We start from the raw sequence: 14,896 nt of genomic DNA on the forward strand, positions 1-14,896 counted from the left end.
GATTAGATGAAACATGAGCCACGACAATTATTTCCAACGTTGACCGTGGCATTACCCGGTGTCTCCCTTGCCCAGAGAGGCATCTTGGTACACCTCTATCAATCGCTGGTAGTGCAGTTCATCGTTGAACTCGTTCTCAACCAGCCACCGTGCGTTCATGCCCAGACGCCGCACCTTCCCTGAATCAGCCGAGAGCGCCAACACGGCCTCTCTGAGTTGCAGCACATCGCTGGGAGAAACCAGTAAACCCGTCTCGTCCTGAGCCACCAGTTCCGGAATTCCGCCCAAATTGCATCCTATCACCGGTTTTCCCAGGGAGAAGGCCTCCAAGATTGCCATAGGCGCATTCTCGTAGCACTGTGAAGGAACCACCAGGAACGATGCTCCACGGAAAAGATCCTGTAATTCCTTCCCGGTGCGGTAACCGAGGAGATCGACATTAGGAAATGCCCCTCCACTTAGCAACGCGAGGATCCTTTCCTTCAGCGGTCCATCACCCGCGATCTTGAGCGAAACAGAGGTACCCCGCACAGCTTCAAGCAGCGGAATGATCCCTTTTTCCGGCGACAGACGCCCCGCATACAAAACGTACGAGCCCGGCTCAAAACAGGGAGTGAGGTTTCTGACCTTTAAGGAATTGGGGAGGTACACAAGTTTGGAACGCGGGATCCCGGAAGAAGCGTGTTGTTCCAGAAGGAATCTGCTGGGGCACAGAAAGCGTTGCACCTTGTCGTACTTGCGTAGCACACGGTTGAAATAGGCCTCCGCGGTATTTATCAGAGAAGGAAGCAGACTTCCCTTGTGACACCTGCTTAAAAGGCAATGGTAAAACCGCCCCTCCTTGCAGCGCTCACAGACTTCGCCGTGGCGCAGCATGAGGTAGGAAGGGCAGACCAACTTGTTGTCGTGCAGCGTCATCACGACAGGTATGCCGCGCTCGGCGGCACAATCGATCGTCGAGGTAGTCAACCGGCCGTAAATGTTGTGGGCATGCAACAGATCAGGCCGTACCTTGTCCAGGTAAGCCCCAAGATACTTTTTAACCTCGAAAGAATAGATGAGCTTGCAAGCTACAGCAGCCTTGACAGGTAATGGTACCTGGTCGTACTCGATAGGCGGGGCGAAGTGTGCAGCATGGCGGGAGTCGATGTTCTCCGGGAAGTGCCTGGTAAATGGCCATACTTCGTGGCCATGTGCCTGCAGCATCTCGATTTCATCGAAGTAAACTCTCTCGGAGCCTCCGCGTAAATAGTAGAAGTTGTTCGCTGCCAAAATTTTCAAGGAACGTGCCTCACGACATTATCAGTGATGCCGGCCCAGTCATTGTTGAGTACATTGATGATGGCGTTCGTCAGGGTGTTGGATTTCACCACCCGGTTGACCGTCCCCTCCACGAGAATTCCGGGGGCAGCATTACTGATGGTGTTTGATACCACTTGAACATTGTCACCGACGTAGACTCCGCTTTGGCCACAATTGGTTATGCTGTTTCCCGAGACTACGATGTCAGATCCGGTAGCAAAGATTCCATGTCGGCCGATGGCAGTAAGGGTATTGCCAGTAATGGTGACCGAACTGGCAACGGGAAGCGAGGCACCCCCGGTGTGCAAGAAAATGCCGTCATTGGTAGTGGCACTGACCACGTTCTTGCTCACGGTGACCCGCGAAGCTCCGCCTTTGACAGCGATACCGCCGAACTTGCCGCCGGTTACCGTGTTGCCCGAAATGGTGACATCGTATAGAGTCCCGGTATCTGTGGGCTTGTCTATACCGTAAGCAGCAATTCCAAAGGAGGAATGTGAGCCGTCAACTCGATTGTTGCTGACCTGCACGCCGTGTACATCGCCCAGCCACCCGAAGACAGCAACGGGTTCATCGCCCATTCCCGAAACAAAGGAGTTACCACTGATCTGCACGGCATAACTAGCCTTGGAAGGCGCGGAGTCTTGGTTTCTCAGCATAAGACAGCCACCTCCCATATTGGAAATCGAGCAACCAGAGAGGGCCACATTCCGACAGGAGGCAGCAAGGTCGATAAAATACATATCGGAGCGACCTGTCATTGTGATGTTTTCGATGCTGAGATTATTCACGTTCTGGAAGCGAACGATGCCAGGGTTGTCCCCTTTGACGAGTTTCTGCGAAAACTCGATCTTGAGGTTTCGCAACTTTATATTGCTGTTCCCATTTCGGTAATCGCTGTTTGAGACAAACTGGGCTCCCCCAAAGTTTTTGGGCATTGGAACCAGTTTGGTACCGCTCCCCTCTCCTTCGACAATCGTGTTGGACCCGATGCTCAGCGTTTTGTTGAGAAAGAAGGTTCCTTTCGGGTAGTGAATCACTTGGTAGGATATCCCGCCTTCGCTGCGGGTAGAGATAGCCACGTTCTGGTTGGCATTAGCAGCATTCGCGAGTTGAGTGGGGAAGGAAAACGCAAGCACTGGCAGAAAATACAAAGCTGCAAAGATAAGCTTCCTCATGGCGACTCTCTCCTTTGTCGCAGCCCCAAGGGCAGCAGACACTACCTCTTACAAAGCGTCATTAACCGAAAAGTCTTTTATCACCCTTGCAGGGTTCCCCATAACGACGACGCTGGGCGGAACATCCTTGCCAACTACCGATCCCGCGCTGATGATAGCGTTGTCACCGATCGTGACGTTGCGAAGGACTATGGAACCAGCCCCCACAAAGACATTTTTGCCAAGTCGGATCCGCCCCGTGCCGTCATCGTGTGCCCCCTCCTGTTGGGGAAGCCGGTAAACAGAATGGTCGTGTGCGATGAGCTTGGCACCATTGGTGATACAACACTGATCCCCTATCTCAATGGAACCCGGATAACAGGTATCGATGTAGGCCCCCCAAGAGATAAACACGTCCTTTCCGACTGAAACACCGAGCATGCGATAACGAACTCGGTTCAACTCCCTGAACGCGAGGGATAACCGGTACTTAATCTTGTTCAAGAGCATAGACTCAAACCTCTACCTCTGCCTTAAGCTTACCGCTTACAAGTGTAGCAATATCACCCACATTCTTAAGGGTCAACACTTCCGTGTCGCTGATCGCGATATTGTACCTTACCTCAATCAGAGTTACTAGATTCATGTGGGCGAATGAGTCCCATCCCTCGATATCCTTCGCAGTCATCGCTGGATTGAGCTCAAGGGTGTCATCGCAAAAAACTTCCCGGAAAATAGCTGTAAGAGAAGGAAAAGCCTGCATTTGAAACCTCCAAAATTGCTTAACTGCAAGACCTGTAAGGACAGTGGCGAGGTTAGATTTTCGGTGCGTCGCCAAACGCATCCGGCATCTTTGAAAAGGAAGGATGCGGGGACATCTGTGCGCAAGCGAGAAACATGAAAAACAGCGCAAGAACCAGGAAGTTATCCAGTACGTTCTCAGACATGGCGTACACAACCATCATGATAAAAACGATCCGGTCTTGATGCCTCAGGCGGTGAAAGCAATGCCAGAAGAAAGTGACAGTAAGAACAAAGCCTATGACACCCTGTTCGTATAGAACACGCAGGTAGTCGTTGTGGGGGAGAATTCCGAAGTCTATCACACTCCTGCCAATGCCAGCGCCAATTAGCACGGTCAACGGGTCCTTTGAGGCAAAAGCACCAAGAACGTTCGACCAATGGGAAAGTCGCCAAACAGCAGAGGTTTCGCCTGCAGTGTAGTTGGAAGTCAGAGATTCATAATCGACGCGATTCCGGGAGATGCTCTGGTAATTTGCGACAACGACCTCAGCCTGTGCACGAATCTTTTCGAAAAAATTAAACTTAGCGCCAAACTGCCCCGCTCCGACAACCACCAGCGCAAAAACAAGCAGAAAAAGCAGATGCCGAACCTTAATCCGGTCATGAATCTGGTACAGACAGGCAACAAGGAAGGCTAAAAAGGCACCGGTAGTAGCCGAGAGGTAGATGATGCCCAAAACCCCAAGAGCCACAATGACAAAAAAAATGTTGCTAAGGCGCCGCTCTCCGTAGTTGAAAAGAAGTATGATCATCGCCGTTTGTGCTAATCCGTTAGGGTTAACGAAAAGCCCGCGCAGGCGAACGTGCCCTCCATAGTCTTCAGTGTTGCCTGGCAACAGGGACAGACCAATAATCACCAAAAGAGAAAACAGAATTATGTACTGGTACTTACTGTCTCGGAGCGGTCTGTAGTTATATGAAACCATGAATATGTACAGAAAATAGCAGGCAATGCTTTTGACGAGGTACCCTGTCTGCTGCGGATCGAAATCTGCAAGTGTATTAACAGCCGACAGCGCCACGATCAAAAAAGCGATTGTAACGGTTACGTCCTTTTTAAAAGAAAACATGGAGCGGAAATTCGCAAGAAGCAGTAACAGCAGTAAGTTCATCGCCCCCAAAGAAAGTAGTTCGGCGTTTTCAGTGTAAAAGGCGACGATGAACAGTAAGCAGTAGACTGCATAACCTACAGATGGCGCTACCCACTCTGAACCAAGATTCCGGTTACTTCCAGCTATCATAAAGGGTTCCTAGGCTATTTTCCAAGAAAACGCAAAACGTTGCTTTTCATCAGAAATAGCAGGCGAGTAAATCCATTGAATCGGGTTCCCCACAGAAGATGACGAACAAAAAACGGAGCAGCGACTTTGCCAGCAAGAAGTTCCCTGCCCCGTGCCAGATTTCCAGCGATGACGTGCTGGCGCGCATTCTCAAGCTTCAGACGGCGGATATAGAGTCTAAGGTGATGCTGATCCGCGCGCGTACCGCTGCTCGTCAAAAAGAGTTCTGCGCTGCAGATAAAGGGGTGTTCGTCCCCGGACTCAAACCGCGTACAAGCACGATTCGTAGCATCGTGATGATAACAAGCGGCTGCGAGAGGGCTGTATGCCAACGGGAAGTTTGCGGCAATCCTCCCCCATAGGTCGACATCCTCCCCCATACGTCGACCCGCAAGGAAGCAGCCAATCTCTGAAAAAACCTTTTTCGGGATGCAGACGGCCGAGGAGCATACCGGCGCCTCGCCCAAAGCTGCACTCAAAAAATAAGACTCCACCTCCCCTTCCCACGGTGGTAAAGGGATTCCGTGCAGACGAAGAGGACGCCTTTTGCCTGCCGATACTATTTCGTACCCGGTTGCATAAAGGCCGGCATCAGGGAAAGATTTCCGCAGCCTGAGTACCGTCTGCAAAAAGTGCGGGTACCACGCATCATCTGCGTCGAGAAAAGCAATCAACTCTCCGGCGGCTTCCTGTATGCCCCGGTTCCTGGCCGCGGATACTCCACCGTTTGGCTGTCGAACCAACTTGACGCGGGCATCCTGGAACTCGAGCACGACCTGGGGACCCCGGTCAGTCGAGCCGTCATCTACGACTATCACCTCAAACGGCGGACATCTCTGCTCAAGTACCGAACGAAGAGCCCTGGCAATATAGTCAGCCTTGTTGTAAAGAGGGATCACAACCGTGATTCTTTCAGCGGTCATGGACCCAGCTCCAGTTTTTCAGGGCGAGTTCCTGAGCCCTTTTTACGGGGAGGGCAGGTAAAGGGACCACGCCAGCTACGGCTCGATCCAGTATCTGAATCACCTCTGCAGCGTCGAAATCTGCACTATCGAAGAGTGTGGATGGATCCGCTCCTATCTGCTCCGACCATCCGGCACATTTCGGATTGTATGAAAGCATGACCGTAGGGGTCTGAGTGAGGTAACCAAAGACCCCCGCGTGCAGGCGCATCGCCACCATCGCCTTCAGTTTGCTGATCTCGCGCAGAATAACCTGAGGGTCGGGATGATAGCGAACCAGACGCACAGACGATATTCCAGACAGTTCATTTAGAAGAGCCTCGTTGAGGCAACGGTCCCCGAAGTTGTCATGGCCGTTGAACTCAAAAAGGACAATTTCTTCGCCGTGGCCAGCCACTAAGCGCACCAACCGCAGCAACTCGCCTCTCCGACGCTTCTCTACCTCGAGGTTCCCGCCGACAAATCTTTCGTAGTCGCAAAGAGCGAAACCGATACCCGACCGCCGAGTTGGAGCAAGGTCTGTTCGGTCTGTCTGAGGTGCGGCGAGTGTCAGTAAGGGCGCAAGATCGAAGGTCAACGCACTTGGAACCTGAGGGGCAAGGGCACGTGCGAGATCCGCGCTCTCCTTGTCACGCAGTCCTAAAAAGTGGAAACGCCGCAGCAACTTCGCACAGTCACGCTCCGCCTGAGATGACCGAAACGGCCCAATGCTGACCCCCAACGCTGCATGAGGTCCTTTGCCACTCAAGCGCAAAAGATCCGAGACCAGACTCATATAGTGACATGAGTGAAAAACGGACCCTCCTCCCATGATTATGCCCTTTGACTGCAGTGCCCGAAGATAACATGACAACCGGTTCCTGCCGGGAAACACGGGGGCTGGCTTAAAAATGGGACGAACGGAGGCCCGCCACAGTTCAATGGGAACGGTAGTGGCCGTAGTCCAGAGGCGGCCTGCCTGGAGGAAATTCCGGGCTCCCCAGCACGACACACTTTGCAGTGCATCGTCCCCGGTGTTTTTCATGCCGTAATATCCTGCAATCAAATAGGTAGTCATGATGCGCCTTTTGTCTTTGAGAGCCTCGGAACCACTATGCAAAGCTCCTGTTGGGTCTCAACAGTGTCAGCATGTACTCCTTTTCAACCGAGGAAAGGACAAAAAGCCATAGTGACAGCAAATAGCCAAAGGAGATAACAACAACTAAGGTCAAAAGGCTCGGCAGTGAGTCAACACCTAACCAATGAGCGAGGTACCAGCAAAAAATTCCCAGCAACGCAGTGGCGCAAGAGATCGGCAGCAACTCTCGCATAAAGGTGCGGTAGGGCACGCCTATGATACGCGCAGCATACACCGGGGTAAAGACAACATTGCGCAGGGTCAAGACAAGAATTCCGGCAGCAGCGACACCGTAGAGCCCCAATTGAAGAAACTTGACAAAAAAGATGGCAAGCAGGAGGTTCACAACGCCTGCAATGACCTGGACGATACCAGGTACCTTGACGTTATTGGTGGCCATGGAAATATTGTGCAGCGGAATATAGCCGAGATTAATGCATAGGGGTGCAACCATAACAGTTAGCAGAGGAGCCAAGGCAACAAAGTCAGGTCCCAGCCAAACACTCAGGATCGGCTTGGCAAGGCCACTGATCAACCCGACCGGCAGGGCAATAAAAAGACCGAGATATTTGAGAGCATTGCGCGAATAGCTCACGAGCCCAGCGAGATCATTACGTGCGTAAAGATACATAATCGGAGGGCTCAACAGACCAGTGACGGTCAAGGCGAGGCCGCGCAGCAAAATTGACCACTGCACCAGCGAAGCATATCGCCCGCCGGATTCGGCGCCGAAGTACCAGTTCACCACCAGCAGGTCAATGTTGATCAGCAGCAGGGTCCCGACTTGGTTGACGCTGATCCAGCCACCAGAGTTCGCCAACTGTCGGAGACAGTGAAACCTTACCTGGCTCAACCTAAGAGAAAGTCCTGGAGTAAGCTTCCGCCAGGCAGCAATCGAAGCCAATAGTGAGAAAAGAGCCGCTAGTATCAGGCCAAGACCTACATGAAAGAGACGAGGTGCTGAAAATTTGAAGCAGACAATAACGAGGGCCACGCGGAGAAATAGTGATGCTGTGGCAATTCCACTGCGTATATCGAAACGGTTACGACAGAAGGTAGCAACCTCGAAAGGTGTGGTCACAAAAGAGATCAAAATCGTGCCGACAGTGAGTGTCAGTAGCCAACGGACCTCGTTTCCGTATCCATCAGGAACTCGTATGACGAGATCAGGAAAAGCAACGAGAAGAGCGCCAGGAAATACCATCAAAAGGGCGAGTCCCGCACTGCCGAAAAAAGAGGTACTGAAATACTGCGAGGCCTCCTCGTGCTGGTCGCGCTCGATGGCAACAGTGATGTAGCGGGCCACGGAGGCATTGATGACCAGCGCTGCGATTGTGAGGTAGGAACTGAGATTACTGGCCAGAGGAATGAAACCATACCCGGAGACGCCTAGATGACGAATGAGGTAAGGGGTAAAAAAAACTCCCACCATAATGTTGAGGGAAAAGCTCAAAACATTGGTGACGAGATTGGTAGACAGACGTCCCTTGCTTTTCATAATCAAACCTGCAGGTTCGCCCTTCCAAGCCAACACAAGGGACAGCGAACAGAAAATCCACAAGAAACATATCGGCTGATGTATGCCATCAGCCTCAGAGAACCGGAACCTGCCGCTGTAGAAAAAGCGCGCATTTTGTGACACATCCGACCGTTGAAACTACCATGCACGTTAAGAGAGGTCAACAAATTATGCAGAGATACCTGGTGCAGGGACAGAGTTTCCGGTTAGAAAGAAAATATCATCTCAGCATTTGGAACATCCCAGGTAAAGGGACAAACTTTAGAGATTTCCTCCAACGTTTTTCAGGAGCACTGCACAGAATAAGTAGTTCTGGCTAATAAATATCCACCGCTGCGGATTCCCTCCTGCCACGCCACACTCACTGGTCGAAAACACAAAAAAGAAGGCCTAGCGAAATTCGCTGGGCCTTCTCGAAACCATCGGTAAACAGTTATTTCAGATTCCAACTAGGGCTATTCCCGCCGAGCCGTTCGTGATCCCATAGAGCCAATCACTTCCTTGCTGGTTGCTGCTAGCCCACTGGCTTCCGTTGCCTGACTTCAAAACAATGCCTTCCTCACCGACCACGGTGAATGTACCGCTGTCAAACATTACACCCATAAGGCCATCAGAAACGCCAGAGTCCACCTGGGTCCAGTTCACTGCGTCGGAAGAAGTCATTATTGTCCCATCCCCACCGGCAACAACATACGTACCGTTACCATAGGCAGATCCGAACAACCAACTGGTGGTCCCCGAAGTTCGGGAGACCCAGTTCACTCCGTCATTCGACGTCACGATAGTACCCTCTTCCCCGACTGCAACAAAGGTATCCCGACAGTAGGAAACGCTGTACAGTAATTTGCCGCCGGAAAGATTTTTGCTGGTCCAGTTTGAACCATCCAAAGATGTTACCACGGCACCGTTGGCACCGACGGCAACATATTTCCCGTTACCGTAGCACACACTGTAGAGCATTTCTGAGCTGTGAGAATCAGTCGTTTGCCAGGTATTTCCGGTTGCGGAGTTCAGGACAGTTCCATCGGTACCCACGGCAACGAAAGTTCCATTTCCGTAGGCGACTCCCATTAAAGGATTGGAAGTACCTGAGTTTACGGTTTTCCAGGTAGAGAGATCTTCTGTGGTGAGTATTTTGCCTCCATCACCAACTGCAACGTATGTCTTGCTGCCGAAAGCGATACTCGCCAACTGCTCCCCTTGCTTCATCGTGAGTCGAGCTGCAGGCACTGTGGGAGTCACGTTACTGCCCTGCGTGGAACTTACTGCAGTCGGGGCTCCGGCACCCCCGCCCCCGCCGCAACCGGGAAGCAGAGCCATGGATAATGCCAGGACGGCAACCAAGGATGTACGCGAAGTCTTGTTGATCTGGTGTATGTTGAGCATGTTCGTTGCCTCCCGTGTGAGCGACCTGCTGATCACACGGTTACAACGTCAATGCCAGGACGCGTTTTTTTCAAATACGCGTGCAAGATGCTGGTATTAAAGCCTTACTCCAACCTTCCAACTTGATAATGAAAACGGATTTCCGCCTCACAGTGTGCAGCCACTGACCAGTTACTGTGAGAGTATTGAACTGCCTCTGTAAAGCGGGGGGCGTTGAGGTGCGGAAGCAAACGGGTTTATCAATGCACAGTCGTCGCAGTGAAAGTACGAGACTCTCAGCGACAACTCAAGGTTGAACAGTCCGGAGAGAGGTGAAGGGAGAAGACAAAAAAACGCCGAAATACCAGACAGGTACTTCGGCGACTTTCGGATACGATGCAAAGAGACGGACGACGGCTACTTCTTACCGAATTTCCACCACGGTTTGGGAGCCTCGTCGTCCAGGCCGTAGCCATAGCCGTAACCGTAGCCATAGCCGTAACCGGCGGCCCGACTGGTGCGGTCGGAGACCACGAGGCCGGCAACGGGCGCGGAAACCGCCAACAGGGTGTCCTTGGTGCGCTGAGCTGCCTTGACCGGCACTCGGCCGATCTCTACCACCATGACCACAAGGTCGGCCAGCCGGGTCAGGAGCGGGGCATCGGTCACGGCAAGCGCCGGAGGGGCGTCGATGACGATATGTGTGTACGTCTCGCGCATCTGCTCTATAAACCGCGCCATGGCCTGGGACCCCAGGAGTTCGGAGGGATTGGGCGGGACGATTCCCGCGGTTACGATATCGAGCCCGTCGATGGGGGTCCGCTGCACCACGCGCTTCGGCTCGAGGTCGCCGGCCAAGAGCCCGGTGAGCCCTTCCCCGCGCTCCAGGGCGAACTTGTCATGCAGCGTAGAGCGGCGCAGGTCGCAGTCGATAATCAGGACCGGGACGCCGGTCTGTGCAAGGGTGATGGCGAGGTTGGAGGCGACAGTCGATTTCCCCTCGCCCGGGAAGGTACTGGTGACCAAGAGCACCTTGTTGTTCTTGTTCACGGCACAGAAGTGCAGCGCGGTCCGCAGCGAACGAAACGCCTCGGAGGCCGGAGCCTTCGGGAGGTTGTGGGCGATGAGCGCCGCCTGCCCTCCCTCCTTGTCTTGGATGAAGGGGATGACCGCTAAAAGCGGCAGGCCAAGCGTCTTGCAGGCCGTCTCCGGGTCCTTGAGGGTATCGTCCAGGTATTCCCGGAAGAAGCAGAGCCCCAGGCCACACATCAGCCCGACTACCACACCAAGAAGGAGGTTCTTCCCTTTCTTCGGCGACACCGGCCGCTCTGCGGCGATAGCCGGATCGACCACGCTGATGTTGTTGATGGTGGAGGCCTTTGCAATGCGGGCCTCTTCGTGTTTTTGTAACAGAAAGGTGTAGATGCTGGCGTTCACCTTAGTTACCCGCAACAGCCGAGCCAGGTCCCGCTCAGCGGCGGGAAGCTTCCTCAGTTGCGCGTCGCTCTGGGCTATCTGCGCTGCCAGGGCCCGCTCCTGTGCCTGGACATTTTTCAGGGTGGTCTCGTAGGTATTCTGGATCTTGCGCTCGGTTTCGTCGATCTGCGCCTGGATCGCCTGCACCGCGGGGTGATTCTCGGTGCTCTCGGAAAGCCGTGCCTTTTTAAGAACCTGCAGGTCAGCAAGTTTGGCAGCCAATCCAGCCAGGACGGGGTCATCACGCAAGAGGGACGGAGCATAGGCAACTCCCCTGCGCCGGGCATCCTTGAGGGAGGCAAGGGCGAACTCGGCCTGCTTGCGCTGCAGACCAGCGTCGGCCTTCTGTTTTTCGGCATCGACCAGGTTCTGGATAAGTGCCTGGGCTTCGGTGTCCAGGTCGATAACCCCTGTGGTGCTCTTGTAACCTTCCAGGTTCTTCTCGGCGCGCTCCAACTCGTCCTTGGTACCCTTCAACTGGTCCTGGACAAACGCCACGGTACGGGTCGCCTCTTCGGCCCGCAGCGCCACCCCCTGGTCCAGGTAGACCTGCACCAGGGTGTTCACCACATCGCGGGCCAGGAGCGAATCGCGGCTGCGGTAAGAGATCGACATGACGTTGGTCTTCTTCCCGACCTCGCCAACCTTGATCTCCTTCATAAGTTTCTCAACTGTTTCGTAAAACTGGTGCTGGGTGAGCCGGAAGGTGTCCCCCTTGGCCCCCTCGAGGTCGCGGATCAGCAGCGTGATCCCCTTGCCCCGCAAAAGGACGCCGCTCGTCCCGCTCCCCAGCAGGTTACCGTCGGCATCGCGCACGGCATACGCGCCGCCGCCCTGAAGCTCGACCTGGTAGCTCGGCTCCTCCGAGCGCGGCGCGGTCGAGGCGAACTCCACCAGCTTGAAGCGCACCCCTTTGGAGCGCTTGTCGACACCCCAGTCCAGGTGCAGGGCCGACACCACCTTTTCGGCGTTGCTGCGCGATTTGAGTATCTCGATTTCGGAGTCGATCGGGGTGGCGTTGTTGAGCAACAGGTCGCCCATCTGGCCGACCTTCCCCTTGTCGTCCTTCACGAAGAGGGTTGCGGTCGACTCGAAGGTCGGAGGGACCAGGAAGGTGTAGAGGGCAACCAGCGAAAACACCGCCAGGAAGGTAATGACAAAGGTGGTGCGGCGCCGGAGGATGACCTGAAGGTAGTCCTGAAGATGGATCTCTTCCTGCTGTGGCTGGGGCAACTGCTGATTCATGACACATCCTGGTAGAGAAAGTTTCGGTGGTACTGCACCCGTACCGACAACCATACGCGGACGGGCCTCCGGGCTCGGCATACCCCGGCTGTTGAGAACCGGCTGCCTGGCCGGGGATCACGGCACCTTATCGGCAAAAGATCCGCGTAGTTTACTGACTGAGGAACTTGATGGAGACAAACGGCTGCAGCACCGCGCTTATGGTCTGCAGCGAGGGGAGGATGTCAGCGATCACGTCGTTCCAGGTGCCGAAGCCGCTTTTGGGGACGTAGACGATGTCCCCGTCAACGAGCTGCATGGGGAGGGCCTCGCCGCGCAGCACGAGGTCGTAATCGACCACCAAAAGCTCGCCCCGGGTCGCCGAGAGCGAACGGATGATGCGCACGTGATGGAAATCGAAGCCCGCATCGCGCAGCTCGGCGCTGGCGATCGCCTGGGCCAGGTTCATCCCGCCCGGCGGTATGGCAACCGACCCCGGTTTCTTGACCGCACCGAAGATGAAGACCAGCTGGTTGCGGCTGTCCGGGATGTAGATGCTGTCGCCACCCTTGAGCCAGATGTTCTGCCGCGCGTCGCCGTTGGTGAGCAGGCCGTAGAAATCGACCGGGACCACCTTGCCGTCCCGGGTCAGCCGCGCCCCCTTCAGGTTCGCGCTGGCGTCGAAACCGTTGCCGAGGGCAAGCCCCTGCAAGAGGGTGAGCGGGCGGTCCAGGTAGTAGGTCCCCGAGGCGCGGAATTGCCCGAGCAGGTACAAGGGCAGGCTCTTGTACTCGGCAACCTCGACCACCACCCAGGGGTCCTGCAGGTACTTCTTCAAGAGCCCGGTCAGCTTCTGCTCGACCTGGGCCAGGGTGAGCCCGGCCACCTGGACCGGCCCGAGCATCGGAACGTGCAGCATGCCGGCACCGTCTATCCGGCTTCCCTGCACCTTGCTGCTGCTGGACGGGCTCACCACGGTGAACTCGGGGCGGCCGCTCACGTTTAAAAGCAGCACGTCCCCAACGCCCACCTGGTAGTTGGCGGGCGGCGACGTTTCGACGGGGAGCTTGCTCTCGACGGCGACCTCTTCGCGGGACAGGACCGGCGAATGGATCTCTCGCTTGGTTCCCGGCGCCAGATCGGTATAGGTTGCACAGCCGGATACGCTCAGACTCAGTGTGGAGATTGCCAGGGCCAACTTGCAGAATATGAATCGGAGCTTCATCGCATACCATCCTGAAACAAAGCGCGCCGGCTTTCGCCATTGCGCAATAAGAACATGAACAGCTTGGGTGGCGGGGTGTGTCGACTTTCACCGTCGGCTACATTGTTACAGTCGACGCTATCTGAGGAAACTTTTAACATCTGGAATCACTTAAGTCAATGATTTACCACCATTTTAATCTTAGCAGCGATTAACGCATCCATAAGTCGACCTATAAAAGACAGAGTGTGTCGGCACAGTGCGCCGTAAATAAAGAGCCCGACAGGGTTTTTGTCGGGCTCATAAACGGCGTTGACAGTAGGGCGGCTTGTTTGTTGAGTAGGAAAAAAAAGAGGCTTCCAGGAGACCAGCGGCACAAACTACCAGATTTCCTACAAAAACATGGCGAATTACCGGAACTTCCGGTACCACTCAAGCGCCACGTCGAGCCCCTGGTCGATGCTATGGGTGGGTTGGTAGCCAAGAAGCGTGCAGGCCTTGCCGATGTCGGCCTGGGAATGCATGACGTCGCCGGCGCGGAAGTTCCGATAGACCGGCGCGAACTTCTCCAGGTGCGGGTACTGGGGGGCCAGCCTTTCGCGCAACAACTCGAAGAGCTGGTTTAAGCTGGTGCGATCGTTCAGGGCGACGTTGTAGGCCCGGTTCACCGCGTCGGGATTTTGGCCGGTCGCCGCCAGGAGGTTCACCTGCACCACGTTTTCCACGAAACAGAAGTCGCGGCTGGTCTCGCCGGTGCCGTTTATGTACACGGCCTCGCCGGCGATCATGGCGGCGACCCACTTGGGAATCACGGCGGCGTAGGGGCCATTGGGATCCTGGCGGGGCCCAAAGACGTTGAAGTAGCGCAGTCCGACGCACTCGAGTCCGTAGTGGCTGGCGACCTGGTGCGCGTAGAGTTCGCAGACGTGTTTCGAGACGGCGTAGGGGGAGAGCGAGCGCCCGATCTCTTCCTCGAGCTTGGGGAGCGCCGGGTGGTCGCCGTACACCGCGGAACTCGAGGCGTAGACGAACCGGCGCACCTTGGCGTCCCGCGCGGCGAGCATCATGTTGAGCGTGCCGGTGACGTTGTTCTCGTTGGTGTTTGCGGGGTTGTCGATGGAGCGCGGCACCGACCCAAGCGCCGCCTGGTGCAGCACGTAGTCGGTCCCCTGGCAGGCGGCGGCACAGCTGGCGGGGTCCCTGATGTCCCCCTCGATGAACCTGAAACGCGCCCAGGCGCTCTCACCCACGAGCGATCGTACCTCGTCGAGGTTCGCCCGGCTCCCGGTCGAGAAGTTGTCCAGCCCTACCACCCTCTGGTCCAGGCGCAACAGGTGCTCGAGCAGGTTCGAACCGATGAAGCCCGCCACCCCGGTCACCAGCCACGAGCGCGGTTCGGCTCTCAACTGCCGCTTGAGATCTTCGTATGCTGTCACGCTCCCTCCTGTCTTACGTGAGTTCTCGCCGGATGGTAAAGAAGCAAAAC

At 55.2% G+C, this 14,896-nt stretch carries 11 protein-coding genes and 1 pseudogene; all 12 read right to left on the reverse strand.

Annotated features, from left to right (window positions below; genetic code table 11):
- Nucleotides 1–51: 51 nt before the first annotated feature.
- Nucleotides 52–1,281, reverse strand: coding sequence for a glycosyltransferase family 4 protein (locus tag GMST_RS13165; RefSeq protein WP_183355141.1), 1,230 nt, complete (start codon nucleotides 1,279–1,281; stop codon nucleotides 52–54).
- Entirely contained in the window at nucleotides 1,278–2,480 is a 1,203-nt protein-coding gene (locus GMST_RS13170) for a right-handed parallel beta-helix repeat-containing protein (RefSeq protein WP_183355142.1), read from the reverse strand. Before GMST_RS13170 ends, GMST_RS13165 begins: the two co-directional genes overlap by 4 nt.
- Before the next feature lie 72 nt (nucleotides 2,481–2,552).
- Nucleotides 2,553–2,969: pseudogene (locus GMST_RS22450) on the reverse strand (acyltransferase); the annotation flags it as partial.
- Between the two features lie 4 nt (nucleotides 2,970–2,973).
- A complete protein-coding gene (locus GMST_RS13180; protein WP_183355144.1) occupies nucleotides 2,974–3,222 on the reverse strand; it encodes an acyl carrier protein in 249 nt (82 codons plus the stop codon).
- Nucleotides 3,223–3,274: 52 nt separating this feature from the next.
- Nucleotides 3,275–4,504: an O-antigen ligase family protein gene (locus GMST_RS13185; protein WP_183355145.1), complete on the reverse strand. Its 1,230-nt coding sequence runs from the start codon at nucleotides 4,502–4,504 to the stop codon at nucleotides 3,275–3,277.
- A gap of 14 nt (nucleotides 4,505–4,518) precedes the next feature.
- Entirely contained in the window at nucleotides 4,519–5,466 is a 948-nt protein-coding gene (locus tag GMST_RS13190) for a glycosyltransferase family 2 protein (RefSeq protein ID WP_183355146.1), read from the reverse strand.
- Nucleotides 5,456–6,562, reverse strand: a complete 1,107-nt coding sequence (locus GMST_RS13195; protein WP_183355147.1) for a polysaccharide pyruvyl transferase family protein — start codon at nucleotides 6,560–6,562, stop codon at nucleotides 5,456–5,458. The genes GMST_RS13190 and GMST_RS13195 overlap by 11 nt, the downstream gene beginning before the upstream one ends.
- Before the next feature lie 34 nt (nucleotides 6,563–6,596).
- Entirely contained in the window at nucleotides 6,597–8,120 is a 1,524-nt protein-coding gene (locus tag GMST_RS13200) for a lipopolysaccharide biosynthesis protein (RefSeq protein ID WP_183355148.1), read from the reverse strand.
- A 459-nt stretch (nucleotides 8,121–8,579) separates the two neighbouring features.
- The gene (locus GMST_RS13205) at nucleotides 8,580–9,527 is read right to left on the reverse strand and encodes a WD40/YVTN/BNR-like repeat-containing protein (RefSeq protein ID WP_183355149.1); all 948 of its coding nucleotides are present in this window, start codon (nucleotides 9,525–9,527) and stop codon (nucleotides 8,580–8,582) included.
- Between the two features lie 396 nt (nucleotides 9,528–9,923).
- Nucleotides 9,924–12,227 (reverse strand): GumC family protein, encoded by a 2,304-nt coding sequence (locus GMST_RS13210; RefSeq protein ID WP_183355150.1) that lies wholly within the window; start codon nucleotides 12,225–12,227, stop codon nucleotides 9,924–9,926.
- A 151-nt stretch (nucleotides 12,228–12,378) separates the two neighbouring features.
- The gene (locus tag GMST_RS13215; RefSeq protein ID WP_183355151.1) at nucleotides 12,379–13,431 is read right to left on the reverse strand and encodes a polysaccharide biosynthesis/export family protein; all 1,053 of its coding nucleotides are present in this window, start codon (nucleotides 13,429–13,431) and stop codon (nucleotides 12,379–12,381) included.
- A gap of 389 nt (nucleotides 13,432–13,820) precedes the next feature.
- Nucleotides 13,821–14,846, reverse strand: coding sequence for an SDR family oxidoreductase (locus GMST_RS13220; protein ID WP_183355152.1), 1,026 nt, complete (start codon nucleotides 14,844–14,846; stop codon nucleotides 13,821–13,823).
- Between the last annotated feature and the right edge of the window lie 50 nt (nucleotides 14,847–14,896).

Source organism: Geomonas silvestris (assembly GCF_014193515.1).
GTDB classification, from domain to species: Bacteria; Desulfobacterota; Desulfuromonadia; order Geobacterales; family Geobacteraceae; genus Geomonas; species Geomonas silvestris.